This window comes from Pseudomonas sp. RW409 (assembly GCF_003184125.1).
GTDB classification, from domain to species: domain Bacteria; phylum Pseudomonadota; class Gammaproteobacteria; order Pseudomonadales; family Pseudomonadaceae; genus Aquipseudomonas; species Aquipseudomonas chlororaphis_I.
On record NZ_QHHP01000042.1, the window covers coordinates 545,434 to 570,365 of the forward strand.

Genomic DNA, 24,932 nt, shown 5'->3' on the forward strand with positions numbered 1-24,932 from the left:
TTTGCCCACATGCCAAAAACCAGTGCCACGCTGCTGATAATCGATGACGACGAAGTAGTGCGCGCGAGCCTCGCGGCCTATTTGGAAGACAGTGGCTTCAGCGTCCTGCAGGCCAGTAACGGCCAGCAGGGACTTCAGGTGTTCGAGCAGGAAAAGCCCGACTTGGTGATCTGCGATCTGCGCATGCCGCAGATGGGCGGCCTCGAACTAATCCGTCAGGTAACCGACATCGAGCCGCAAACCCCGGTCATCGTGGTTTCCGGTGCCGGTGTGATGAACGATGCCGTCGAGGCCCTGCGCCTGGGCGCAGCGGACTATCTGATCAAGCCGCTGGAAGACCTCGCGGTGCTGGAGCACTCGGTGCGCCGGGCACTGGATCGTGCGCGCCTGCTGCTGGAAAACCAGCGCTACCGGGAGAAGCTGGAAGCCGCCAACCGTGAGCTCGAAGCCAGCCTGAGCCTGTTGCAGGAAGATCAGAACGCCGGGCGCCAGGTGCAGATGAACATGCTGCCGGTGAGCCCCTGGACCATCGATGAGTTCAAGTTCGCGCACCAGATCATCCCGTCGTTGTACCTGTCCGGTGATTTCGTCGATTACTTTCGTGTCGACGAGCGCCGCGTAGCCTTTTACCTGGCGGATGTTTCCGGACATGGCGCGTCATCGGCCTTTGTCACGGTGCTGCTCAAGTTCATGACCACGCGCTTGCTGTTCGAGTCCAAGCGCAATGGCACTTTGCCGGAATTCAAGCCGTCGGAAGTTCTTGGCCATATCAACCGTGGTCTGATCAGCTGTAAGCTGGGCAAACACGTGACAATGGTCGGTGGCGTCATCGACGAGGAGACGGGCTTGTTGACCTATAGCATTGGCGGACACCTGCCATTGCCTGTGTTGTACACGCCAGACAGTGTGCGTTACCTGGAAGGGCGCGGTCTGCCGGTAGGCTTGTTCAATGAAGCCACCTATGAAGATCACATTCTGGAACTGCCTCCGAGCTTCAGCTTGACGCTGATGTCTGATGGCATTCTGGACCTTTTGCCGGAACCCACACTCAAAGAGAAAGAGGCCGCCTTACCTGAACGGGTGAGAACGGCAGGCGGCAGCCTGGATGGTCTGCGGCAAGTTTTTGGATTGGCCACGCTAGGGGAGATGCCGGATGATATCGCCCTGTTGGTGTTGAGCAGGAATCTTTAATGAGTACCGGTAGAATCCAGTTCGCCGAGCAGGACGGCACCTTTGTCCTGAAGTTTATCGGTGAAGTGCGCCTGACCCTGTGTTCGGCGCTGGATGCGACTATTGAGCGGATCTTCACGGCGCTGAATTTCTCGGCGATCGTGATCGACCTGACCGAAACCCGTAGCATCGACAGCACCACCCTGGGCCTGCTGGCCAAGCTGTCGATCCTGTCGCGGCAAAAGGTCGGCCTGTTGCCGACCGTCGTCACCACCCACGAAGACATCACTCGGCTGCTGCAGTCCATGGGCTTCGATCAGGTGTTCAACATCGTTGACCGTCCGATCCCATGCCCGGAATGCCTGACCGACCTGCCATCCCAGGACCAGTCGGAAGAGGTGGTGCGGCTCAAGGTGCTGGAAGCGCACAAGATCCTCATGGGCTTGAACGACTCCAACCGCGAGGCGTTCCACGATCTGGTGAATGCCCTGGAACGTAACTGATCCGATAAAAGCGGCAGCGCATAAAAAAGGGCGAACCCACGAGGGTTCGCCCTTTTGCGTTGGCGCTCGCTCGATCAGAGCTTGGCGGCCAGCAGTGCCTCGAGTTTTTCCTGGTCGCGGGCGAACTGACGAATACCTTCGGCCAGTTTCTCGGTAGCCATCGCGTCTTCATTGGAGGCCCAGCGGAACTGCGCTTCGTTCAGGCTCTGGCGGGCTTCGCCAGCATGGCCCGGCATCAGTTTGCGCTCCAGCTTGCCGGTATCGGCGGCCAGCTTCTCGATCAGGTCGGGGCTGATGGTCAGTCGGTCGCAGCCGGCCAGTTGCTCGATCTGGTTCAGGTTACGGAAGCTTGCACCCATGACCACGGTCTTGTAGTCATTGGCCTTGTAGTAGTTGTAGATGCGGGTCACCGATTGCACGCCCGGATCGTCGGCGCCGGTGTAGTCGTTGCCGCTGGCCTTTTTGTACCAGTCGTAGATACGGCCCACGAACGGCGAGATCAGGAACACGCCGGCCTCGGCGCAGGCAATCGCCTGGGCGAAGGAGAACAGCAGGGTCAGGTTAGTCTGGATGCCTTCGCGTTCCAGTTGCTCGGCAGCGCGGATGCCTTCCCAGGTGGAGGCGATCTTGATCAGTACACGATCACGGCCGATGCCAGCCTTGTCGTACAGCTCGATCAGGCGATGGGCACGCTTGAGCATGGCGTCGGTGTCGAACGACAGGCGTGCATCCACTTCGGTGGAAATACGGCCCGGGATCAGTTTGAGGATTTCTTTACCCACCGCGACGCCAAAGCGGTCGCTGGCCAGGCCGACATCGCCCTTGACGTCGCTGACGCAGGCATTCAGCAGCTCGGCGTAACCCGGAATGGCCGCGGCCTTGAGCAACAGGGAAGGGTTGGTGGTGGCGTCTACCGGTTTGACCCGGGCGATAGCGTCGAAGTCGCCGGTGTCGGCAACCACGGTGGTGAACTGCTTGAGTTGTTCCAGCTTGGAAGTCATGAGTGTGCTCTGTCCTGTGGGTCTGTTGACATTACCCGAGCGCTGACAGCCGCTCAAGGGCGTGAAGAGGTAAGCGGAGGCCTAAACAAGCCCCAAGGGCAACAACCTGAAAAACAGGTGTTTGAATGCTGGGGCGCTATCCGTTTACTACGATGCCAAAACACCCGTCAGGTTCAACCCGCGCGACCGTTAGCGACCTTCGAGCAACTGCCCCGCCTGATCCAGCAGCGCCAGCGGATCCTTGGCCTTGTGGATGTCCACCGAGAGCAGTTGGCGGAACTTGCGCGCCCCCGGAAAACCGGTGCCCAGCCCCAGTACATGGCGAGTGATGTGGTGCATGGCGCCACCTGTGGCCAGGTGCCTGGCGATATAGGGCCGCAACTGTGCCAGCGCTTCGGCCCGGGAAATCACCGGCGCCGTGCTGGCGAACAACTGTTGATCCACCTCCGCCAGCAGGTAAGGATTGTGATAAGCCTCGCGGCCCAGCATCACCCCGTCGAAAGTCTGCAAGTGCTCATGGCAGGCTTCCAGGGTCTTGATGCCGCCGTTGAGGATGATCTCCAGCTCGGGGAAGTCCGCCTTCAGTCGTGCCGCCACGTCATAACGCAGCGGAGGAATGTCACGGTTTTCCTTCGGCGATAGTCCTTCAAGAATCGCGATCCGCGCATGCACGGTAAAGCTGGTGCAGCCGGCCTCGCGCACCTGGCCGACGAAGTCGCACAACTCTTCATAACTGTCGCGGCCATTGATGCCGATCCGATGCTTGACCGTCACCGGAATGCTCACCGCATCGCGCATCGCCTTCACGCAATCGGCCACCAACCCCGGATGCCCCATCAGACAGGCACCGATCATATTGTTCTGCACCCGATCGCTCGGGCAGCCGACGTTGAGGTTCACCTCGTCGTAACCATGCTCCTGCGCCATCCGCGCACAAGCCGCCAGATCCGCCGGCGTACTGCCACCCAACTGCAACGCCAGGGGATGCTCGGACTCGTCATGACGCAGAAAACGCTCATGATCGCCATTGAGCAACGCACCGGTGGTGACCATCTCGGTGTAGAGCAGGGCGTGCTTGGACAGCAGGCGCAGGAAGAAGCGGCAATGGCGGTCAGTCCAATCCATCATCGGCGCCACAGAGAAGCGGCGAGAAAGGACTGGCGAAGCAGTTGGAGCAGGAGATAAGAGCATTGGGCAATCTGGATGGGTGAGGCGAAGGAGGGGAAGTTTATCAGGAATGGCGTTCCGGGGTTGGGAGGGCGCGTGTATCAGGAGGATGAATGGTCTTCGTTTCTTATGTTCCGGTCGGTTGTATGAATAGCAGCAGGGTAATAAAAAGCGGGCAGCCTTAAGATCGCCCGCTTTTTTGTTTGGTCCGATAGCTGCTTGGTTAGGCGAATTTTCGCTGCATTTGAATCACTTGAAGCAATCTGCCAACTCCCTGGCGCGATTCCCAGCCTCTTGCCGCGCCGCCTGATCCACCTCATATCCCAGGATGGTCTTTTCCACGATCAACGCGTGCACCTGGGTGACTCCGACGAACTTCAGCCAGGCCTCGACGTAGGGCTTCTGGAAGTCGAAGCGCTCTGCTGGTGTGTCGGATTGCGGCGAGAAGTCGAGGCCGCGGGCGTAGGCGACGACCGCGGTTTTGTTGTGCAGCAGGCCGCGCAGGCCGTGTTCGGCGGTGAAGCTGAAGAGGATGTCTTTCTGCGTGACCAGGTCGATGAAGTGCTTGAGCTTGTAGGGAATGCTGTAGTTCCACAGGGGTACGGAAAGTACCAGCAGGTCGGCGTTGTGCAGGTGGGCGGCGAGGGTTTCGAGGGTACTCCAGGCGTCTTGCTGGTCGGGGGACAGGGCTATGCCTTGCAGGCCGGCGTATTTGGCGTCCATGGCGTGCTGGTCGAATTCCGGCAGGTCCAGGCTCCACAGGTCCAGGGTGCTGACTTCGGTGTGGGGATGGTGGGTCTGGTAGCGGTCGATAAAACCGCGGGCGATTTGTTGCGAGGCGGAGCGCTCTTTGCGGGGGGAGCATTGGATATGCAACAGGCGGGTCATGACGGCATCTCGGAGGAGGAATGCCGGCATTGCAACATAGCGCTTGGCGGAATATAAATCGTAAATAAATGGCTGATTGATCACGTATCTCTATATGTTCGATGTTCTGTTGCTCAAGACTTTTGTGACGGTGGTGGACGAGGAAGGCTTCAGCCGTGCCGCTGAGCGGCTGCACCTGACGCAGTCGGCGGTCAGCGGGCATCTGCGGCGCCTGGAAGAGCAGGTTGGCAAGCCGTTGCTGACCCGTACCACGCGTTCCCAGCATTTGACCGCCGATGGCGAGCGCCTGATGGCCTATGCCCGCGCCATCCTCGCCTTGAACCGCGATGCCTGGGCCGAGCTGACGCGTTCGCCGTTTCACGGCCGGGTGCGGATAGGCATGTCCGAGGACTTTGTCGAGCCCCGCCTGCTGCGCCTTTTGCAGGAGTTCGCGGCGCAGTACCCGGGCATGGAAATCGATGTACAAGTGAATATTCCCGGCACGCTGCTGGAGCGCATGCAGCAGGGCGGTCTTGAGGTGGTCATCGGTTCGCTGTGTGAAACCCGTGAGTCGGGCCTGCTGCTGTGGCAGGAACCGCTGGTATGGGCCAGTTCCGCGTACCTGGTCGGGCGCTTGCCGACACCCTTGCCGCTGGCGCTGTTTCCCGAGCCATGCCCTTATCGGGCGGTGGCCCTGCAGCGTCTGGCGCAAGCGGGAATCGCCCAGCGTACGGCAATGCTTTGCCCCAGCAACGCGGCGTTGCGCACGGCCGCCCTGTCCGGGTTTGCGGTGGCGCCGATAGCGACGAGTCAGGTGGGGCAGGGGCTTGCGGTGTTAGGGGCCGAGCATGGCTTGCCGGCATTGCCCGATGCGGAGTTTCGGTTGTTCACGGCCAAAGATGCCGATCAGGGCATAGTGGCTGCGTTGTCCCGGGTGATCGTGGCCTATTGTGCGGCGCGGCGGGTCTAGCCGTCGGCCTCAGCGGCGCGACTGCCCGAAGGGGCAGTCGCTTGAGCGAAGGTCAGAGATCCAGACCTTCCTGGATCACCGACAGCAGGGTGTCTTCATTGAGTTCGAGCGGGTCCGGCCTGGTTTTACCGGGACCTGGAACCGTCTGGATCAGCCAGTGCCCCTCGCCATGCTCGCTACCGCTGCGCAGCATGTAGCGCTCCGGGCCTTTGCCATGGATTTCGACACGCCCGGCGCCACCGGTGGTGAAGCGGGCGATGGGGTCGAGGAGGATGCTTTTATGGTTGCCCTCGATCAGCAGTTGATCGATGGCATAGTTGAAGGTGGCGCCAGAGGAGTGGCTCTCGAACACACGAGTGGGGACGCGCCGGATATTCAGGCCGACCTCTGACAAGGGTGTCAGCCAGGTCTCGACCTGGTGGTACATCTCATAGACCTGTGCAGGCCACAGCTCGATAGCCTTGTCTGCCGAGATGTCTTCCTTGGCCCAGCTGTCCTGTTTTTGTTTCAGCCTTGCGGCGAGTTCATCGACCTTACTCATTCCGATTTCCTATCGTGATGTGAGGGTAAGTGTAGTCTCTGAAGGTACTTTACCTTGGCGGACGGTGACCAGCGATTCATGACCCTCTGCTGGATGACGATGCTTGTATTGTGACGAGGTGTTTTTTATATATCCCTGATGGGCATCAGAAAAATGCTCTACATTTTCAGACGGTGCCACCCTGAATTGTCCGCTATTACCTCTTAGGATTGGCCAGCCCGGCTGCATCGCATGCCTTACCTTGCCAGGATGATGCTTTGCCTATCCCGATTCACGATCCTCACCATTCTTCCGATCGAACCTTGAAGCGGCTGCCGCTGCTCAAGGCCGCGGTGGTATTCATTTCGATGGTTTGCCTGTGCCTGTGCGGCCTGCTTTATCTGCAGCTGGCGCAGTCCTATCACTACGATATGGCGCGGGCGCAGGTCGCCTCGTCGAACCTGACCCGGGCCATGGCGCAACAGGCCGAGGACACCTTCATCGAGGCCGACCTGGTGCTGGCCAGCCTGGCCGACTGGATTCAGAAGGACGGTTATGGCCCGGCGCAGAAGCCTTTCCTGCAGAAGATCTTTGCGCAGAGGGCGCAGGCGCTCAAACAGATGCATGGGCTGTTCCTGTTCGACCGGACGGGGCAATGGGTGGTCACCTCGTTCGATCGCTTGCCCCGCGGCGAAGGCGTGGCCAATCGGGACTACTTCCGCTTTCATCAGCAGAACACTTCCTTGCTGGCTCATGTCGGGCCGGCGATCCGCAGCCGGGAAAACGGTGAGTGGATCATTCCGCTGACACGGCGGCTGAACGACAGGCAGGGCAATTTCGAGGGCGTATTGCTGGCCGGCATCAGGCTGGCCTATTTCGACCAGTTCTTCAAAAGCTTCGATATCGATGACAGCGGCACCATGTTCCTCGCCCTGTCCGATGGCACCTTGCTGGCGCGGCGCCCGCTGGAGGAGCGGCAGATCGGTGCGTCCCTGGCGCGCGGGGAGATTTTCAGCAAGTACTTGCCCGAGGCGCCCTCGGGCACTGCGATGATTCGTTCGCTGGTCGACAAAAAGATGCGGCTCTATGGCTATCGGCAGCTGGAGGCCTACCCGCTGGTGGTAGGCGCGGCCAGCTCGAAGGATGCGGTCCTCAAGGACTGGTATGCCAGCGCCTACCAGTCCAGCGCCATTGTCGCCCTGGTGGTGCTGGGCATCGGCCTGTTCGGCTGGGTGTTCGTGCATCAGCTGCGCAACGGCGAACGCATCGAGGCGGACCTGCGGGCCGCGCAGGCGGCGCTGGAGGTGATCGCGACCCATGACAGCCTGACCGGCCTGGCCAATCGCCGGCTGCTCGAGCGGGCGCTGGAGACCGAGTTCGGGCGTGGAGGGCGGCAGGCGAGCCCGCTGAGCCTGATCATGCTCGATATCGATTTTTTCAAGCGCTACAACGACACCTACGGCCATGTCGCCGGAGACCAGTGCCTGGCCGAGGTGGCTCAGGTGCTGAGGGATTGCTGTCAGCGCAAGGCCGACCTGGTGGTGCGTTATGGCGGGGAGGAATTCGTGGTGCTGTTGCCTGACACCGAGATGCCGGGCGCCCTCGCCATGGCCGAGCAGATTCGTCGCAGCGTCATGGAAAAACACATCCCGCACACCGGCTCGCCCTTTGGCCGGGTCACTCTCAGCCTGGGGTGCTACTGCTTCGTGCCGAGCGGGCGCGACAGCATCGAGGCGTTCCTCGAACACGCCGATGCCGCGCTGTATCAGGCCAAGAAATCCGGGCGCAATCAGGTGGCGATCGAGAGCGTCAACCAGCCGTTGGCGCGCTCGGAACGCTGACAGTCAGGCTTGGTCCTGATCCGGGTAGCCCAGCTTGCGTTCGAGCTGTTTCCTCACTTGTGGCCACTCATCGTCGATGATGCTGAAGCGCACCGAGTTGCGCTTGCGGCCATCGGGCATGATCCGTTCATGACGCACGATGCCTTCCTGCTTGGCTCCCAGGCGCAGGATGGCGTTGCGCGATTTCTCATTGATTTCGTCGGTGGTGAATTGCACTCGCACACAGCCGAGCACCTCGAAGGCATGGCGCAGCATCAGGTACTTGGCTTCGGTGTTGACGAAGGTTTTCTGCCAGCGCGTGGCGATCCAGGTGCTGCCGATTTCCAGCTTGCGGTTCTTGCGGTCGATCTTCCAGAAGCGGGTGCAGCCGATCACCTCGTTGCTGGCCTTGAGGACGGTGGCGAAGGGCTGGACTGTGCCAGCATCGCGGCCGCCGAGGGCAATCTGCAAGTAATCGTTCACAGTCTCGCTGGACGGCACCACGGTGAACGGCAGGTTCCACAACTGGCCATCCTCGGCGGCCTTGACCAGGGCGTCGGCGTCGGAGAGTTGCAGCGGTCGCAGGAGGATTCGCGGGCCTTCCAGTGTTTCCATGACAGGTTTTTCCGGCAGTGATGCAGGGGGCTTCGGCCGCCTATTACAGGCACACGCCCAAGCCTTGGCAAGGTCCATTAATGGGCTGTTTCGAGCAGGGATATTGGCCAAATCAATTGTCGGTTCGGGGCATTAATGGCTTATACATAGCGCCGATATGCGACACCTCATGCATAAGGACAACCCCATGAGTCAGCCCCACCTGATGAACTTCGCGCTTTACCTGCAACGGCTCGGCTATGACAGTGCACCGCCACCGACCCTGGCGACCTTGCGCGAGCTGCAGTTGCGCCACACCAGCACCTTCGCTTTTGAAAGCCTGTCGACCCTGTTGCGCGTGCCGGTGCCGATCGACCTGGCTTCGGTGGAGCACAAGGTCCTGCATGAGGGCCGTGGCGGTTACTGCTACGAACTCAACCAGATGTACCAGGTGCTGTTGCAGCACCTGGGCTACGAGGCGCGCGGCATTACCGGGCGGGTGGTGATGGGCGGGCCGGAAGATGCCTGGTCCGCGCGCGCTCACCGCCTGGTGCTGCTGACCCTGGACGGCGTGCGTTATGTTTCGGATGTCGGCTTTGGCGGCATGGTGCCCACCGCGCCGCTGCTGCTCGATACCGAGGACGAGCAGGCCACGCCCCACGAGCCCTATCGCATCACCCAGCGTGATGGCAGCTACACCCTGCGCGCCAAGGTCGCCGGCGAGTGGCGGGCGATGTATGTATTCGATCTGCAGCGGCAGGAAGCCGTGGATTACGAAATGGGTAACTGGTTCGTCTCGACCCACAAGAACTCGCCGTTTCTCGGTCAGCTGAAAGTCGCGCTGATGGGTGAAGGCCTGCGCCGGACCCTGAATAACGGCAGCTACGCCGTGCATCGCCTGGGCCAGGACAGCGAGCGGCGGCAGATCACCGACCCCGACGAGTTGATTGCCCTGTTGCAGAACGAGTTCGCCATTCGGGTTCCGCAACATCCGCGGCTGCGAGAGGTCCTTGGCGAATTGCTCGCGCTGCCGCAACCGGCCTGATCGGTCCGGGCTTCAGGGTTCCTCGGTGTCGAGGTCGATAGTCAGATAGAAATAGTCGATATCCCCCCAGGCTTCGCGGCGATCGACGAAGGTTTCCGCCGACCCCATGAATACGCTGTAGCCCAACTGGTTGCGCGGGTCGCGGTAGAAGCCAGGCGGCGCATCCCAGACACAACAGGAGCGCCGCAGGGGCGGCATCCGGAACTGCTCGCCCAGGTAGCGTTCGGCAGCCTGGGCATCACGCCCTGCCAGGCGATAGGTGGCGCGCAGCGGCTTGGTTTGCAACTCGGGTTCGGCGTGACATTCGAGGAACTCGATATAGGTGGGTTTGTTGCCGATTTGTACCAGGAAATCGCCGCAGACCGGCGCGGCCTGGGCGCTGGACGCCAGTATCAACAATGCAGGGCTGATCAGGATCGAGAGGCATCTGTTCATGTGGCGATTCCTTCCAGGCTGAGCAGTCTTTTGCTGAGCAAGGCCCCCGGGCAGCTCAGGGTCAGCGCCATAAAGGCATCTGCTCATCACCATCCTTCAGCTGCCGGCGATACGTCCAGTGAGTCAGCAGCGCAATCAATGCACTGTCCAGCAGCCAGAGCGGCATCAGCAAACGCAAGGCTGGGTGAAGGCAGAGCACTCCGGCAATCGTCAATCCCAGCAGCAGGCTGCTGAGCCAATTGGCCAGGCCCTTGGCGCAGAGCAGGGCGTACAGCGGGGTAAACACCAGCGCCATGGGCAGAAAGCCGAATATCGCGCCGCCGGCGACGAACAGGGCAAAGGTCCCCAGGCCAGCCCAGAACCCTTGCCATAGGCTGTCGGTGAAGCTGGCGCTGTACATGGCCAGGACAAAACCCTGTAAGGCCACGACCGTGCGGAAGCTGCCATAGGCGAGGCTGAAGCTATTGCGGAGATGATTCATTCAAGCGCTTCCATGCGTAGACGAAGGGCGTTGCCTGGGTAGGCGCCCTTTGGAGGCGGGGGATTCTATCAGGGTGTCTGGCGCAGTGTTCGGCAGGTGAAAGGCGGGGGCGGGTTATCGGGTATCGCGGTTTTATGAGGTTGGGCTGTGTCGAATAAAGTGTATACAACTCTATAGACATTTGTCTCTACTGTTGAATACAGTGTGCCCCATAACAAAAACCAGGGAACCCCCCAACCATGAAAACGCCCTCTGTTTCACCGCAACGGCCTGAAGATGAAAACCTCGGTCTTGGCGCGAATATGGCTTACGGCCTGCAACATGTTCTGACCATGTACGGCGGTATCGTTGCGGTGCCTTTGATCGTCGGCCAGGCTGCTGGCCTGGCCCCGGCGGACATCGGTCTGCTGATCGCGGCGTCGTTGTTTGCCGGCGGCCTGGCGACACTCCTGCAGACCCTCGGCCTGCCGTTTTTCGGTTGTCAGTTGCCGCTGGTCCAGGGCGTGTCCTTCTCGGGCGTGGCGACCATGGTGGCGATTGTCAGCAGCGGTGGCGAAGGGGGCTTCCAGTCGATTCTCGGGGCGGTGATCGCCGCCTCGCTGATCGGTCTGCTGATCACTCCGGTGTTTTCACGCATCACCAAGTTCTTTCCGCCGCTGGTCACGGGCATCGTGATCACCACCATCGGCCTGACCCTGATGCCGGTGGCCGCGCGCTGGGCCATGGGTGGCAACAGCCATGCGGAAAACTTCGGCAGCATGGCCAATATCGGCCTGGCGGCGATCACCCTGGTGTTGGTGTTGCTGCTGAGCAAGATCGGCAGCGCGACCATCTCGCGGCTGTCGATCCTGCTGGCCATGGTGGTGGGGACGATCATCGCGGTGTTCCTGGGCATGGCCGATTTCTCCATGGTCACCCAGGGGCCGATGTTCGGCTTCCCGACGCCGTTTCATTTCGGCATGCCGACCTTCCATTTCGCCGCCATCCTGTCGATGTGCATCGTGGTCATGGTGACCCTGGTGGAGACCTCGGCCGACATCCTCGCGGTGGGTGAGATCATCGACACCAAGGTTGACTCCAAGCGTCTGGGCAATGGCCTGCGCGCCGATATGCTGTCGAGCATGATCGCGCCGATCTTCGGTTCCTTTACCCAGAGCGCCTTCGCCCAGAATGTCGGGCTGGTGGCGGTGACCGGGATCAAGAGCCGTTATGTGGTGGCCACCGGCGGGGTGTTCCTGGTGATCCTCGGCCTGCTGCCGTTCATGGGGCGGGTGATCGCCGCGGTGCCGACCTCGGTGCTTGGCGGTGCCGGTATCGTGCTGTTCGGCACCGTGGCGGCCAGCGGTATCCGGACCCTGTCCAAGGTCGACTACCGCAACAACGTCAACCTGATCATCGTCGCCACCTCGATTGGCTTCGGCATGATTCCCATCGCTGCGCCGAATTTCTACGATCATTTCCCAAGCTGGTTCGCCACCATCTTCCATTCCGGCATCAGCTCGTCGGCGATCATGGCCATCGCGCTGAACCTGACGTTCAACCACTTCACCCTGGGCAACTCGGATCAGCAGTCGGTGTTCGCCGTGGCGTCCGAGCGCACCCTGCGTTACCAGGACCTGGCGGCGCTGCGTGAAGGCGATTATTTCAGCGGCGGCAAGCTGCACGATGCCGAGGGTAATGAGATCCCGGTGCTGGATACCTCCCATGGCGAGCACTCTGCGGCTGCTCATCAGTCCTCGGCCCATGCCTCGGGCGCGGCCCAAGCCAGCAAGGTCTAGGGCCGGTTGATCGAGTCGCCAGGCTGGACGCAATCAGTCCAGGCCTGGTGGCCGGTTACTCCGCGACCCGGTCCGGCAGCCCTTGCCGGACCAGCGACAAGGCGAACAGCACCACCACGGCGGCGGCCGCTGATAGCGCCAAGGGCAGGCCGTGGGCGCTGCCGCTCATGGCGGCGCCGCTGAGCAGCGGCCCCAGCAGGCTGCCGATACCCCACAACAACCCCGCGCTGGCGTTGGCCGTGACCAGGTCGGGGCCGCTGAATTCCTGGCCGATCAGGATGATCGCCAGGGTATACACCCCGCCGGCCGCCGCGCCGAGTATCACCAGGCTCGGCCAGAGCAGCGCCGGGTAGTTCATCAGCAATGGCAGCCCCAGGCCGATCACCAGCGACACCACGCCGCAGCCCAGGTAGATGGCAGCGCGTCCGGCCTTGTCCGACAGCCAGCCCAGGGGAAACTGGAACGCCGCATCCCCCAGCAGAATGATGCTGACCATCAGCGCCGCGAGTTTGATGGCGTAGCCGTGAGTCGCGGCGTAGACCGGAAACAGCGAGAGAACCACCGTATCGAAGAAGGCGAAGAACAGGATGCCCACGCACAGCGCCGGCGCCACTCGGATAAAGCCCAGTACCGAGAAACTCTTGTTCTCGGCGTGGGCGGCGACAGGGCGCTGGCGTGGCAGGGTCAGCCAGATCACCGCAATGGCCAGCAGGTAACCCGCGCTGACGCTGGCGATCACTGCTGGACCTTCGGTGCCGAGCAGGGCCACCAGGCCCGGGCCAATCATTTGGAACACCGTGAAGCAGGTGGTGTAGACCGCGATCACCCGCCCGCGCACGGTGTCCGTGGCCATCTCGTTGACCCAGGTTTCCCCCAGGATGATGATCAGCCCGGCGCCGAAGCCCATGACGATCCGCGCCAGCCCCAGGCCGGTGAGGCTGATCCCGGGGATTTCCAGGGCGCCGATGCTGAGGGCGCACAGGCTGAAACACAGCAGGTAGATCTGCCGGCGGCTGAGTCTCTGGCACAGGCCGTTCACCAGGAACGCCGACAGCATCATGCCGGCGGCGGGAAGGGCCGACATGATGCCGATCTGGGTGTTCGAGGCGCCGGCCTGGTACAGGCGCAAGGCAATGACCGGCACGGTGGAGCCGATGCTCAGGCCGACAATCGAGATGCCGAGGATCAGCGCGGCCAACAGGGTTTTGTTCATGGAAGACACCTGCGCCCGACGAGTCGGGCGCTCAAAGACGGTTTGCGGTGGCGCGGCGCTTTGGTTCGGGCAGGGTTCCGGTTCGACTTACGCAGGCGTAGGCCGGGCCGGGAGTCTGCGGTGCAAAGCGGCGGATGGATCGGTACGCGGCGGGCAAGGGCCGCTGCGGCATCAGCTCCGCGCCGGGTTCGGACGCAACGGTGGCGTCAGGCGTGAGGGGAGAAGGTGAAGGCGAACAGCACGCTGCGGCGGCGTCGATTGATCGCGCAGTCGGATTGCGACATCGCGAAGGTCTGCGATGGGCTCATCGAGAGAAAACTGTGATGGGACTGTGCGGGAAAAAACATGAGTCGTGACGGCTGGCGTGAGAAGGGGCACAGCCTACTTCAGGCGCTGGCGTCAGGCAATCGGAGACAGGCCGGAATCGGGCGCAGCGCAAACGCCTATCCGCATGCCGATCTGGCATGCGGTGAATCGATCTTGGGGGAGGGGGACGCTGAGCTGATTCGCCGTAGGAGCAGGGCGCTCCTGGAAGTATTGCTGGCTAATCAGTGTAGGAATATGGCTCCACGACCTGGACTCGAACCAGGGACCCAGTGATTAACAGTCACTTGCTCTACCAACTGAGCTATCGCGGAATGCGGCGTATCTTACTGATTAAAAAGGAGAAGTCAAGCATCCAAAAACAAAATTTGGCTTGGGTGGGCTTGTTTGGTCCTGGTCACGACGCCAATCCGCGGCTATTTGCCCATTGACGGTTACCGGAACCGCGGCGCAGGTCTACCATGGCGCCCCGGCAGTGGTTTCACGCGCTCCCGGCTTCTCGCCGAAAAGGTAACGCTCATGACCCTGTTCAAGTTTTTACCCGCCGTAGTGCTTACCCTGTCGCCTCTGTCTGAGGAGGCCCTATGAGCATCGAGCAAATCAGCCTGCCCAAAGGCGTCGGTCCCCAGGCCATGAAACTGTGGGACGCCATTACCCAGGCCGGATCGGCCGCTGAATTGAGCCGTGCAGGTGGCAAGGCCGAGGGTTTTGTCCTGGGGCTGGAAAGCGCCAAGGCCATCAAGGGCCAGGTCGCCGAGTCGCTGTATGTGGCGTTCGATGATGCCGCCAGCCAGCGCAGCGTTGAACTGGCCGGTTGAGCGCTCTTAACCGCCGAAGGTAAAGGTGCCCAGCATGAACTTCGCGGCCAGCGATGTGGCGGCCAGTTGCACCAGCCACAGCGCCAGGCCGCCTAGAAATACCCCCAGGGCAATTTGCAGGACCAGGTTCTTTTCGCGTTTCTGCGGGCGGGGGAAGTGGTCCAGTTCGTCGCGGTCGGCTCGCAGGTCGTCGTGTCTCATGGGGATTCTCGATAGGGAAGCGATGGGGAAGAAGGAAAGCTGGATTCAGTCTAGTGGGCATCGGGCCGGCGAGGGCGGCTCACAAAAAAGGGGGAAGCCTGAAAGCTTCCCCCTTTTCATTCACCGCACGTGGCTCAGATCACCTGGATGATGGCCTTGGTCACGACGTCGATGTTGCTCTGGTTCAGCGCGGCCACACAGATGCGGCCGGTGTCCAGGGCATAGATGCCGAACTCGTTGCGCAGGCGCGTCACTTGATCGACGGTCAGGCCGGAGTAGGAGAACATGCCGCGCTGACGGGCGACGAAGCTGAAGTCGCGCTGTGGCGCGCCCTTGGCCAGCAGGTCGACCATCTGCAGGCGCATGCCGCGGATGCGCAGGCGCATTTCGGCCAGTTCGGCTTCCCACTGGGCGCGCAGTTCCGGGCTGTTGAGCACCGCGGCGACGATGCTTGCACCGTGGGTCGGCGGGTTGGAGTAGTTGGTGCGGATTACGCGTTTGACTTGCGACAGCACGCGCGCGCTTTCTTCTTTCGACTCACTGACGATCGACAGGGCGCCAACGCGCTCGCCATACAGCGAGAACGACTTGGAGAACGAGCTGGAGACGAAGAAGGTCAGGCCCGATTCGGCGAACAGGCGCACGGCGGCGGCGTCTTCGGCGATGCCGTCACCGAAGCCCTGGTAGGCCATGTCGAGGAACGGCACGAGGTTTTTCGTCTTGATCACCTGCAGCACGTTTTTCCAGTCTTCCGGGCTCAGGTCGACGCCGGTCGGGTTGTGGCAGCAGGCGTGCAGGACCACGATCGACTGGGCTGGCAGGGCATTCAGGTCTTCCAGCAGGCCGACGCGGTTCACGTCGTGGGTGGCGGCGTCGTAGTAGCGGTAGTTCTGCACCGGGAAGCCGGCGGTTTCGAACAGCGCGCGGTGGTTTTCCCAGCTTGGATCGCTGATGGCCACGACTGCGTCAGGCAGCAGCTGCTTGAGGAAGTCGGCACCGATCTTCAGTGCGCCGGTACCGCCGACGGCCTGGGTGGTAACCACGCGACCGGCGGCCAGCAGTGGCGAATCGTTGCCGAACAGCAGTTTCTGCACGGCCTGGTCGTAGGCGGCGATACCGTCGATCGGCAGGTAGCCACGGGAAGCATGTTGAGCGGCGCGGATCGTCTCGGCTTCGACAACGGCGCGCAGGAGTGGAATTCGCCCCTCCTCGTTGCAGTAAACACCGACCCCCAGGTTGACCTTGTTGGTACGGGTATCGGCGTTGAATGCTTCGTTGAGGCCCAGGATAGGATCGCGTGGTGCCATTTCGACAGCGGAGAACAGGCTCATTATTACGGCGGCTCTGAATGGAGTGTGGAGGGACGTGTCGCGCTCCAGCCGAATGCACTAGAGCGGTGCACAAACGGGGAGCTAGTATAGAGGCCATCACTGTGCGCGGCGACAGCTGAAAGGGCTTTTCCGGCAAGTTTTTCGGTTTATTTTTCGACCGTTAGTCTTATTGCAACGTCAAAGTCGTAGAGGGGCTTGGGAGCTTTACCTTGAAAGCTGTGGAATTTGCCTCCACATCCAGCACAATCCAGTATTTTCCCTGCGACACTCGTCGTTTGCGGTCTTTTTCTCGTTCCTGTGCGGCGGCGTCGTGCTGGAGTGAACCCAGAGGTACGTTATGTCTGAATTCCAGCTAGTCACCCGCTTCCAGCCCGCCGGCGATCAGCCGGAAGCCATCCGCCTGATGGTCGAGGGCATCGAGGCCGGGTTGGCGCACCAGACGCTGCTCGGTGTGACCGGCTCGGGCAAGACCTTCAGCATCGCCAACGTGATCGCCCAGGTGCAGCGCCCGACCCTGGTGCTGGCGCCGAACAAGACCCTGGCCGCGCAGCTGTACGGCGAGTTCAAGGCATTCTTCCCGAACAACGCGGTGGAGTACTTCGTTTCCTACTACGACTACTACCAGCCGGAAGCCTATGTGCCGTCCTCCGACACCTTTATCGAGAAGGACGCCTCGATCAACGACCATATCGAGCAGATGCGTCTGTCGGCGACCAAGGCGCTGCTGGAGCGCAAGGACGCGATCATCGTCACCACGGTGTCCTGCATCTATGGCCTGGGCAGCCCGGAAACCTATCTGAAGATGGTGTTGCACGTCGATCGCGGCGACAAGCTCGACCAGCGCGCCTTGCTGCGCCGCCTGGCCGACCTGCAATACACCCGCAACGACATGGATTTTGCCCGCGCCACCTTCCGCGTGCGTGGTGATGTGATCGATATCTACCCGGCGGAATCCGACCTGGAAGCGATCCGCATCGAGCTGTTCGATGACGAGGTGGAAAGCATCTCCGCCTTCGACCCGCTGACCGGCGAGGTGATCCGCAAGCTGCCGCGTTTCACCTTCTATCCCAAGAGCCACTACGTGACGCCGCGGGAAACCCTGCTGGATGCCATCGAGGGGATCAAGGTCGAGTTGCAGGAGCGCCTGGAATACCTGCGCAGCAACAACAAGCTGGTGGAAGCCCAGCGCCTGGAGCAGCGCACCCGTTTCGACCTGGAGATGATCCTCGAGCTGGGTTACTGCAACGGTATCGAAAACTACTCGCGCTACCTGTCCGGACGGCCGGCCGGGGCGGCGCCACCGACCCTGTACGACTACCTGCCGGCGGACGCCTTGCTGGTGATCGACGAGTCCCACGTCAGCGTGCCGCAGGTCGGCGCCATGTACAAAGGCGACCGTTCGCGCAAGGAAACCCTGGTGGAGTACGGCTTCCGCCTGCCCTCGGCGCTGGACAACCGGCCGATGCGCTTCGACGAATGGGAGGGGGTCAGCCCGCAGACCATTTTCGTCTCGGCCACGCCGGGCAACTATGAAGCCGAACATGCCGGCCGGGTGGTCGAGCAGGTGGTTCGCCCCACCGGCCTGGTCGACCCGCAGGTGGAAGTGCGTCCGGCGCTGACCCAGGTCGATGACCTGCTGTCGGAAATCACCAAGCGCGTGGCCGTGGAAGAGCGGGTCCTGGTGACCACCCTGACCAAGCGCATGGCCGAGGACCTGACCGATTACCTCGCCGATCACGGTGTGCGGGTGCGTTATCTGCACTCGGACATCGACACCGTGGAGCGGGTCGAGATCATTCGCGACCTGCGCCTGGGCACCTTCGATGTGCTGGTGGGGATCAACCTGCTGCGCGAAGGCCTGGACATGCCGGAAGTGTCGCTGGTGGCGATTCTCGATGCGGACAAGGAAGGTTTCCTGCGTTCCGAGCGCTCGTTGATCCAGACCATCGGTCGTGCCGCGCGTAACCTCAACGGCCGGGCGATTCTCTACGCCGACCGCATCACCGGCTCCATGGAGCGGGCGATCGGCGAGACCGAGCGCCGTCGCGACAAGCAGATCGCCTTCAACCTGGCCAATGGCATCACCCCCAAAGGCGTGTTCAAGGACGTCGCCGACATCATGGAAGGCGCCACCGTGCCCGGTTCGCGCAGCAAGAAGCGCAAGGGCATGGCCAAGGCCGCCGAGGAAAATGCCCGCTACGAAAACGAACTGCGTTCGCCCAGCGAGATCACCAAGCGCATTCGCCAGCTCGAAGAGAAGATGTACCAACTGGCCCGCGACCTGGAATTCGAAGCCGCGGCGCAGATGCGCGACGAAATCGGCAAGCTGCGCGAGCGTTTGCTGACGGTCTGATCTGCAATTGCTGCCTGTAGCCGCTGCCGCAGGCTGCGATCGGCCCTTACGGCCGTGGCGTTCTTGAAATCGCTGGAGGTCCTGCGGACCTATCGCAGCCTGCGGCAGCGGCTACAGATTCGTTTCGATTAGCCCCGACCCTGGCTTAAATGCCCTGCTCACTGGAGCGGGGCCGGCATCGCCTGTTACCATTCGCCTCTTGTTTGATCTTCGCTTTTCATATTCTTTCCGAGACATGCCATGACCACCGTCCGCACGCGCATCGCGCCATCGCCTACCGGGGATCCCCACGTAGGTACCGCTTACATCGCCTTGTTCAACTACTGCTTCGCCAAGCAGCACGGCGGTGAGTTCATCCTGCGCATCGAAGACACCGATCAACTGCGTTCGACCCGCGAGTCCGAGCAGCAGATTTTCGACGCCTTGCGCTGGTTGGGCATCAACTGGAGCGAAGGCCCGGACGTGGGCGGCCCGCACGGCCCTTACCGGCAGAGCGAGCGTAGCGAGATCTACCAGAAGTACACCCAGCAGCTGGTCGACATGGGCCATGCCTTCCCGTGCTTCTGCACCGCCGAAGAGCTGGACCAGATGCGCGCCGAGCAGATGGCCCGTGGCGAGACGCCACGCTACGACGGCCGCGCGCTGCTGCTGTCCAAGGAAGAGGTCGCCCGCCGCCTGGCCGCCGGCGAACCGCACGTGATCCGCATGAAGGTGCCGAGCGAAGGCGTCTGCGTGGTGCCGGACATGCTGCGTGGCGATGTCGAGATCCCGTGGGATCGCATGGACATGCAGGTGCTGATGAAGACCGATGGCCTGCCAACCTACTTCCTGGCCAACGTGGTCGACGACCACCTGATGGGCATCACCCACGTGTTGCGTGGCGAAGAATGGCTGCCTTCGGCGCCGAAGCTGATTCTGCTCTACGAGTATTTCGGCTGGGAACAGCCGCAGCTGTGCTACATGCCGCTGCTGCGCAACCCGGACAAGAGCAAGCTGTCCAAGCGCAAGAACCCGACCTCGGTGACCTTCTACGAGCGCATGGGCTTCATGCCGGAAGCCATGCTCAACTACCTGGGCCGCATGGGCTGGTCGATGCCGGACGAGCGCGAGAAGTTCTCGCTGCAGGAAATGGTCGACAACTTCGACCTGTCGCGCGTCTCCCTGGGCGGGCCGATCTTCGATATCGAGAAGCTGTCGTGGCTCAATGGCCAGTGGCTGCGCGACCTGCCGGTGGAAGAGTTCGCCAGCCGCGTGCAGACCTGGGCGCTGAACCCTGAATACCTGATGAAGATCGCGCCGCACGTGCAAGGCCGGGTGGAAACCTTCAGCCAGATCGCACCGCTGGCCGGGTTCTTCTTCGCCGGTGGCGTGACCCCGGATGCCAAGCTGTTCGAGTCGAAGAAACTGTCGGGCGACCAGGTACGGCAGCTGATGCAACTGATCCTGTGGAAGCTGGAAAGCCTGCGTCAGTGGGAAAAGGACAGCATCACCGCGACCATCCAGGCCGTGGTCGAATCCCTGGAGCTGAAGCTGCGTGATGCCATGCCGCTGATGTTCGCCGCGATCACCGGTCAGGCCAGCTCGGTCTCGGTGCTCGATGCCATGGAAATCCTGGGGCCGGACCTGACCCGTTTCCGCCTGCGCCAGGCCATCGACCTGCTGGGTGGCGTGTCGAAGAAAGAAAACAAAGAGTGGGAAAAACTGCTGGGCGCGATCGCCTGATTCAGCACTCTGATTCGCGGGAGCCGGCACGCTGGCTCCCGCGAAACTGTGCAAGAAGTGAAATTGCGGTCGTTGGTGGAGGGCACAACGGTCCGCAAAAGCCCCGGATTTACGGGGGAGGGCGGTAAGTGATTGTTATGCCGGCAAATTTTTTTAAAAAAAGCTGAAAAAAAATTTGACAGCCTTCCGATACGCCCTTAAGATTCGCCCCGTCCTCAGCGATGACATCAACGATGAGGGGCTATAGCTCAGCTGGGAGAGCGCTTGCATGGCATGCAAGAGGTCGACGGTTCGATCCCGTCTAGCTCCACCAATTTACAGTTCAAGGTTTGGCCACACCGGCCTTGAATCGATCAGTTCTCAGCACTGATCAGTTGTTAGAAGGGTTTGCGTCCCCTTCGTCTAGTGGCCTAGGACACCGCCCTTTCACGGCGGTAACAGGGGTTCGAGTCCCCTAGGGGACGCCAGTTTTACAGAAGCGATGTTGCAAGATGTCGCTCCGCCGCGAGGCGAAAAATCCGGGGCTATAGCTCAGCTGGGAGAGCGCTTGCATGGCATGCAAGAGGTCGACGGTTCGATCCCGTCTAGCTCCACCAATTTACAGTTCAAGGTTTGGCCACACCGGCCTTGAATCGATCAGATCTCAGCACTGATCAGTTGTATAGAAGGGTTTGTGTCCCCTTCGTCTAGTGGCCTAGGACACCGCCCTTTCACGGCGGTAACAGGGGTTCGAGTCCCCTAGGGGACGCCACGATTACCCGCTCTGCGGGATTTATAAGGGTCATTCAATTATTGAATGGCCCTTTTGTTTGTCTGGCGTTTGGCCAATTCTCCCTTTCTCCCCACACTGTTCTTCTGACCGGCGGTCACACTAACGACTTGCGAAAATTTATTATGAGAATAATATTTTGATCGTAATATTCGGAGGCAACGATGAACGATAAAAAAGCTCAAACCCGCGAACGCATTCTCCAGGCCGCCAGCTCCGCGCTGGTGCAACGTGGCCCGGCCGAGCCGAGCGTGGGCGAAGTGATGGGCGCCGCGGGCCTGACGGTCGGTGGCTTCTACGCGCATTTCGAAAGCAAGGACGCGCTGATGCTGGAAGCGTTCAGTCAATTGCTGGCCCAGCGCCGGGGCCTGATCGCCGATATGGATGCGTCGTTGACCGGCGAAGAGCGGCGAGCGCTGGTGGCGGCGTTCTACCTGTCGCGCAAACACCGCGATTCCACCGAGCAGGCTTGCCCGATCCCCGCATCGGTCGGTGAGATGGGGCGCCTGCCGGATGATTTCCGCAGAGTCCTGAATGAACACATCGAGCTGATGCTGGCTCAGTTGGCGACCACGCCTGAAGACATCGACAAGGCCCTGGCCGACCTGGCCCTGATGGTGGGTGGCTTGTCCCTGGCCCGGGCGCTGGGAGCCGGTGAGCTGTCGGACCGTTTACTGCGCGCTGCCAAGTCGGCGGTGCTATGACCTGAGGCGCTGGCCTGAGGAGAGGAGCGATGAGCACGTTAAGTTGGGTTCGTGGCGTTAATGGCACCTTGGGCTGGGTTGCACCAAAGCTGGTCGCCAGCAAGATGCGGCTGGCATTCATGACGCCGCGCGAGCGGCTGCCGCGCGACTGGGAGCTGCCGCTGCTGACGCGTTCGGAGCGCATCACCCTGCGGTTCGGGCTCTCGGCATTGCGTTGGGGTCAGGGGCCGGCGGTGCTGCTGATGCATGGCTGGGAAGGGCGCCCGACGCAGTTCGCCAGCCTGATCGATGCACTGGTGGGCGCCGGTTACAGCGTCGTGGCGCTGGATGGTCCCGCTCACGGACGTTCTCCCGGTCACGAGGCCAATGTGATGCTGTTTGCCCGGGCCATGCTCGAAGCCGCCGCGGAGTTGCCGCCGCTGCGCGCGGTCATCGGCCATTCCATGGGGGGCGCCAGCGCTATGCTGGCGGTGCAACTGGGCTTGCGTACCGAGACCCTGGTCAGTATCGCCGCCCCGGCGCGGATACTCGGTGTGTTGCGCGGCTTCGCCCGTTATGTGCGCCTGCCGCCCAAGGCGCGCTCGGCCTTTATCCGCCAGGTGGAGCAGGATGTCGGCATGCGCGCCGCGGCCATGGATGTCGCGCACTACCAGTTGGATATGCCCGGGTTGATCGTGCATGCCGAAGACGACAACTTTGTCCCGGTCAAGGAATCCGATCTGATCCACGAGGCCTGGTTCGACAGCCGCTTGTTGCGTCTGAAGGAGGGCGGGCATCAGCGCGTATTGGCCGACCCACGTGTGATCGAGGGCGTGCTGACGCTGTTGGCCGGCCGCAGCCTGCAAGCGCGCCAATCCGCCTGAGCAATCCGTTACACTGCCCCGGTCGAATAATCTGACCGGGAGTGGGGAATGGGCTGGGATCTGGCAACGCCATTTATCATCGATCTGCAGGTGGGTGCCGAAGACATCGACGGCTTGGGGCATGCCAACAACGCGGTGTATGTCGCCTGGCTCGAGCGTTGCGCCTGGCGTCATTCCCAGCGCCTGGGCCTGGACCTGAGCGAGTACCGCCGCCTGGATCGGGCCATGGCGGTGGTACGCCACGAGATCGACTACCTGGCGGCGGCCTATGAAGGCGACGAGCTGCAACTGGCGACCTGGATCGTCGATTGGGACCAGCGCCTGAAGATGTCGCGGCGCTTCCAGCTGGTGCGTCCGAGCGACGGCACCACCTTGCTGCGGGCCCAGACCACCTTTGTCTGCATCGAGCTGTCCAGCGGCAAGCCCAAGCGCATGCCGGCGGAATTTCTTGAAGGTTATGGGCCGGCGTTGCAAGGCGCGAGCTGAGCTTTCGGCATGGCTTCATCGCCGCCGGTGACCATCCACCCGTTGAAATACCTGCTCCCCGGCGAAACCCAGTAAACTGCCGCACGTTTTTTATCGCGTTTTACGTTGAGTGTGATTCATGCAAATTGCTTTGGCGCCCATGGAGGGGTTGGTCGATGACATCCTGCGGGATGTGCTGACCCGGGTCGGTGGTATCGACTGGTGCGTGACCGAGTTCATCCGGGTCAACGACCAGTTGCTTACGCCGGCCTATTTCCACAAGTTCGGCCCCGAGTTGTTGAATGGCGCGCGGACCGCGTCCGGCGTGCCGCTGCGGGTGCAACTGCTGGGTTCCGATCCGGTGTGCCTGGCGGAAAACGCCGCCCTGGCCTGTGAGCTCGGTTCCGAAGTCATCGACCTGAACTTCGGCTGCCCGGCCAAGACCGTCAACAAATCCCGGGGCGGGGCGGTGCTGCTCAAGGAGCCGGAGCTGCTCAACCAGATCGTCGAGCATGTGCGGCGTGCCGTGCCGGCGCATATCCCGGTGACCGCCAAGATGCGCCTCGGCTTCGACAGCCCGGATGGCTCGCTGGTATGCGCCACGGCGTTGGCCGAAGGTGGCGCGGAACATATCGTGGTGCATGCGCGGACCAAGGTCGACGGCTACAAGCCGCCGGCGCACTGGGAGTGGATTCCACGGGTGCAGGACGTGGTCAAGGTGCCGGTGTTCGCCAACGGCGATATCTGGAGCGTCGAAGACTGGCGCCGCTGCCGGGAAATCAGCGGCGTCGAAGACATCATGCTCGGTCGTGGCCTGGTGTCGCGTCCGGACCTGGCCAAACAGATCGCCGCCGCACGTGCCGGCGAGGAAGTCGTTGAGATGACCTGGGCCGAGCTGATGCCGCTGATCCAGGACTTCTGGTTGCAAGCCAAGGCACAGATGACCGCTCGCCAATCGCCGGGTCGCCTGAAGCAATGGCTGGCGATGCTGACCCGCAATTATCCCGAGGCGGTGGAGCTGTTTACCGTCCTGCGCCGTGAAACCGAGCCGGATCAAGTCTCGCGTTTGCTCGGCTTGCCAGTGGCCGAGGCGGCCTGAAAAAAATCTGCAAAAAGTCTCTTGAAATGCAATCGGCGGTCCCTATCTAAGGGTTACGCGATGCCGAATTCGGGTCGCGGAGACAAAAAAACTTGCTGATTGTTTTCAGGAGATTTGAACCATGAGTACTGCATTTTCCCTCGCGCCACTGTTCCGTTCCTCGGTGGGTTTCGACCGTTTCAACGACCTGTTCGAAACCGCCCTGCGCAATGAGCCAGGCAGCACCTATCCGCCCTACAACGTCGAAAAGCACGGTGACGACCAGTACCGCATCGTCGTGGCCGCCGCCGGTTTCCAGGAAGAAGACCTGGAGCTGCAAGTCGAGAAGGGCGTGCTGACCATCAGTGGCGGCAAGCGTGACGCGAACGAAGGCGTCACCTTCCTGCACCAGGGCATCGCCCAGCGTGCGTTCAAGCTGTCCTTCCGCCTGGCCGATCACATCGAGATCAAGGCCGCCGGCCTGAGCAACGGTCTGTTGAGCATCGACCTGTTGCGGGTGATCCCGGAAGAAGCGAAAGCCAAGCGCATCCCGATCAACGGGACGCAGAAGCCAGCCCTGCAGCATTGATCCCTGCGCCGCCACACCGGCGTGTGATCAAGCGCTGAGTCGCTGAAAAAGGCCCCGACCAGTCGGGGCCTTTTTTATGCCCGGGAAAATCGTCGTTCGCCTTTGCCGCGTAGTGGCGCTTTCTCTACAATCCGCCGCAGTTTTGCCGACC

24 protein-coding genes and 5 tRNA genes are annotated in these 24,932 nt (G+C 61.7%); 18 read left to right on the forward strand and 11 right to left on the reverse strand.

All coding sequences use genetic code 11. The features are described 5' to 3' along the window. Window positions 1–9 precede the first annotated feature (9 nt). Both rssB and rssC read left to right on the forward strand, forming a co-directional pair. Window positions 10–1,191: a two-component system response regulator RssB gene (rssB, locus tag DK261_RS29425; RefSeq protein ID WP_007926968.1), complete on the forward strand. Its 1,182-nt coding sequence runs from the start codon at window positions 10–12 to the stop codon at window positions 1,189–1,191. Then, window positions 1,191–1,673 carry an anti-sigma factor antagonist RssC gene (rssC, locus tag DK261_RS29430; RefSeq protein WP_007926970.1) on the forward strand — a complete coding sequence of 161 codons (483 nt, stop codon included), beginning with the start codon at window positions 1,191–1,193 and terminating at the stop codon, window positions 1,671–1,673. Before rssB ends, rssC begins: the two co-directional genes overlap by 1 nt. Window positions 1,674–1,747: 74 nt before the next feature. On the opposite strand, the gene tal is transcribed toward rssC, so the two are convergent. From tal to DK261_RS29445, 3 genes are all read right to left on the reverse strand, one after another. Further along, a complete protein-coding gene (tal, locus tag DK261_RS29435; protein ID WP_028682986.1) occupies window positions 1,748–2,674 on the reverse strand; it encodes a transaldolase in 927 nt (308 codons plus the stop codon). A gap of 189 nt (window positions 2,675–2,863) precedes the next feature. After that, window positions 2,864–3,865, reverse strand: coding sequence for a tRNA dihydrouridine(20/20a) synthase DusA (gene dusA / locus DK261_RS29440; RefSeq protein WP_080768798.1), 1,002 nt, complete (start codon window positions 3,863–3,865; stop codon window positions 2,864–2,866). A gap of 225 nt (window positions 3,866–4,090) precedes the next feature. Beyond that, window positions 4,091–4,729, reverse strand: a complete 639-nt coding sequence (locus DK261_RS29445) for an FMN-dependent NADH-azoreductase (protein ID WP_028682984.1) — start codon at window positions 4,727–4,729, stop codon at window positions 4,091–4,093. 94 nt (window positions 4,730–4,823) lie between these two features. Between DK261_RS29445 and DK261_RS29450 the strand changes: the two genes are divergently transcribed. Next, window positions 4,824–5,678 (forward strand): LysR substrate-binding domain-containing protein, encoded by an 855-nt coding sequence (locus tag DK261_RS29450; protein ID WP_110177234.1) that lies wholly within the window; start codon window positions 4,824–4,826, stop codon window positions 5,676–5,678. Window positions 5,679–5,730: 52 nt separating this feature from the next. On the opposite strand, the gene DK261_RS29455 is transcribed toward DK261_RS29450, so the two are convergent. Beyond that, a complete protein-coding gene (locus DK261_RS29455; protein WP_038631255.1) occupies window positions 5,731–6,219 on the reverse strand; it encodes a hypothetical protein in 489 nt (162 codons plus the stop codon). A 257-nt stretch (window positions 6,220–6,476) separates the two neighbouring features. Here DK261_RS29455 and DK261_RS29460 point away from each other — a divergent pair, with 257 nt between their 5' ends. Continuing rightward, complete coding sequence (locus DK261_RS29460) at window positions 6,477–8,039, forward strand: sensor domain-containing diguanylate cyclase (protein ID WP_110177236.1); 1,563 nt, start codon at window positions 6,477–6,479, stop codon at window positions 8,037–8,039. Between the two features lie 3 nt (window positions 8,040–8,042). Here the strand turns inward: DK261_RS29460 and DK261_RS29465 are convergent, their stop codons facing one another. Next, on the reverse strand, window positions 8,043–8,633 hold the full coding sequence (locus DK261_RS29465; RefSeq protein ID WP_110177237.1) for a GNAT family N-acetyltransferase: 591 nt from the start codon (window positions 8,631–8,633) through the stop codon (window positions 8,043–8,045). Window positions 8,634–8,820: 187 nt separating this feature from the next. Here DK261_RS29465 and DK261_RS29470 point away from each other — a divergent pair, with 187 nt between their 5' ends. Beyond that, window positions 8,821–9,657 carry an arylamine N-acetyltransferase gene (locus DK261_RS29470; protein ID WP_101282064.1) on the forward strand — a complete coding sequence of 279 codons (837 nt, stop codon included), beginning with the start codon at window positions 8,821–8,823 and terminating at the stop codon, window positions 9,655–9,657. A gap of 12 nt (window positions 9,658–9,669) precedes the next feature. On the opposite strand, the gene DK261_RS29475 is transcribed toward DK261_RS29470, so the two are convergent. After that, on the reverse strand, window positions 9,670–10,092 hold the full coding sequence (locus DK261_RS29475; protein WP_009048082.1) for a DUF4952 domain-containing protein: 423 nt from the start codon (window positions 10,090–10,092) through the stop codon (window positions 9,670–9,672). Window positions 10,093–10,153: 61 nt separating this feature from the next. Continuing rightward, window positions 10,154–10,573, reverse strand: coding sequence for a hypothetical protein (locus DK261_RS29480; protein ID WP_009048083.1), 420 nt, complete (start codon window positions 10,571–10,573; stop codon window positions 10,154–10,156). A 239-nt stretch (window positions 10,574–10,812) separates the two neighbouring features. Between DK261_RS29480 and DK261_RS29485 the strand changes: the two genes are divergently transcribed. After that, window positions 10,813–12,351, forward strand: coding sequence for a nucleobase:cation symporter-2 family protein (locus DK261_RS29485; protein ID WP_009048084.1), 1,539 nt, complete (start codon window positions 10,813–10,815; stop codon window positions 12,349–12,351). A gap of 55 nt (window positions 12,352–12,406) precedes the next feature. Here the strand turns inward: DK261_RS29485 and DK261_RS29490 are convergent, their stop codons facing one another. Further along, window positions 12,407–13,564 (reverse strand): MFS transporter, encoded by a 1,158-nt coding sequence (locus DK261_RS29490; RefSeq protein WP_053268594.1) that lies wholly within the window; start codon window positions 13,562–13,564, stop codon window positions 12,407–12,409. A 562-nt stretch (window positions 13,565–14,126) separates the two neighbouring features. Continuing rightward, window positions 14,127–14,202, reverse strand: a tRNA-Asn gene (locus tag DK261_RS29495). Window positions 14,203–14,472: 270 nt separating this feature from the next. Between DK261_RS29495 and DK261_RS29500 the strand changes: the two genes are divergently transcribed. Then, a complete protein-coding gene (locus tag DK261_RS29500; RefSeq protein ID WP_101282066.1) occupies window positions 14,473–14,706 on the forward strand; it encodes a hypothetical protein in 234 nt (77 codons plus the stop codon). A gap of 6 nt (window positions 14,707–14,712) precedes the next feature. Here DK261_RS29500 and DK261_RS29505 read toward each other — a convergent pair whose 3' ends face one another. Together DK261_RS29505 and DK261_RS29510 are read right to left on the reverse strand one after the other, a co-directional pair. Then, entirely contained in the window at window positions 14,713–14,907 is a 195-nt protein-coding gene (locus DK261_RS29505) for a hypothetical protein (protein ID WP_009048087.1), read from the reverse strand. 134 nt (window positions 14,908–15,041) lie between these two features. After that, complete coding sequence (locus DK261_RS29510) at window positions 15,042–16,238, reverse strand: amino acid aminotransferase (RefSeq protein ID WP_038631265.1); 1,197 nt, start codon at window positions 16,236–16,238, stop codon at window positions 15,042–15,044. 337 nt (window positions 16,239–16,575) lie between these two features. Between DK261_RS29510 and uvrB the strand changes: the two genes are divergently transcribed. The 11 genes from uvrB (at window position 16,576) to DK261_RS29565 (ending at window position 24,781) form a co-directional block, all read left to right on the forward strand. After that, on the forward strand, window positions 16,576–18,591 hold the full coding sequence (gene uvrB / locus DK261_RS29515) for an excinuclease ABC subunit UvrB (RefSeq protein ID WP_007923725.1): 2,016 nt from the start codon (window positions 16,576–16,578) through the stop codon (window positions 18,589–18,591). Window positions 18,592–18,831: 240 nt separating this feature from the next. After that, window positions 18,832–20,313: a glutamate--tRNA ligase gene (gene gltX / locus DK261_RS29520; protein ID WP_007922014.1), complete on the forward strand. Its 1,482-nt coding sequence runs from the start codon at window positions 18,832–18,834 to the stop codon at window positions 20,311–20,313. Window positions 20,314–20,550: 237 nt separating this feature from the next. Continuing rightward, a tRNA-Ala gene (locus DK261_RS29525) sits at window positions 20,551–20,626 on the forward strand. 78 nt (window positions 20,627–20,704) lie between these two features. Then, a tRNA-Glu gene (locus DK261_RS29530) sits at window positions 20,705–20,780 on the forward strand. Window positions 20,781–20,833: 53 nt separating this feature from the next. Next, window positions 20,834–20,909: transfer RNA gene (locus tag DK261_RS29535), tRNA-Ala, on the forward strand. A 79-nt stretch (window positions 20,910–20,988) separates the two neighbouring features. Then, window positions 20,989–21,064: transfer RNA gene (locus tag DK261_RS29540), tRNA-Glu, on the forward strand. Between the two features lie 182 nt (window positions 21,065–21,246). Then, window positions 21,247–21,786 (forward strand): TetR/AcrR family transcriptional regulator, encoded by a 540-nt coding sequence (locus DK261_RS29545; RefSeq protein ID WP_009048089.1) that lies wholly within the window; start codon window positions 21,247–21,249, stop codon window positions 21,784–21,786. A gap of 29 nt (window positions 21,787–21,815) precedes the next feature. Beyond that, window positions 21,816–22,649 (forward strand): alpha/beta fold hydrolase, encoded by an 834-nt coding sequence (locus tag DK261_RS29550; protein ID WP_053268598.1) that lies wholly within the window; start codon window positions 21,816–21,818, stop codon window positions 22,647–22,649. A 48-nt stretch (window positions 22,650–22,697) separates the two neighbouring features. Further along, window positions 22,698–23,135, forward strand: coding sequence for a thioesterase family protein (locus DK261_RS29555; RefSeq protein ID WP_016704920.1), 438 nt, complete (start codon window positions 22,698–22,700; stop codon window positions 23,133–23,135). 118 nt (window positions 23,136–23,253) lie between these two features. Beyond that, window positions 23,254–24,213, forward strand: a complete 960-nt coding sequence (locus tag DK261_RS29560; RefSeq protein WP_009048092.1) for a tRNA-dihydrouridine synthase — start codon at window positions 23,254–23,256, stop codon at window positions 24,211–24,213. Window positions 24,214–24,334: 121 nt separating this feature from the next. Further along, window positions 24,335–24,781, forward strand: a complete 447-nt coding sequence (locus DK261_RS29565; RefSeq protein WP_007922004.1) for an Hsp20 family protein — start codon at window positions 24,335–24,337, stop codon at window positions 24,779–24,781. Window positions 24,782–24,932: the final 151 nt, after the last annotated feature.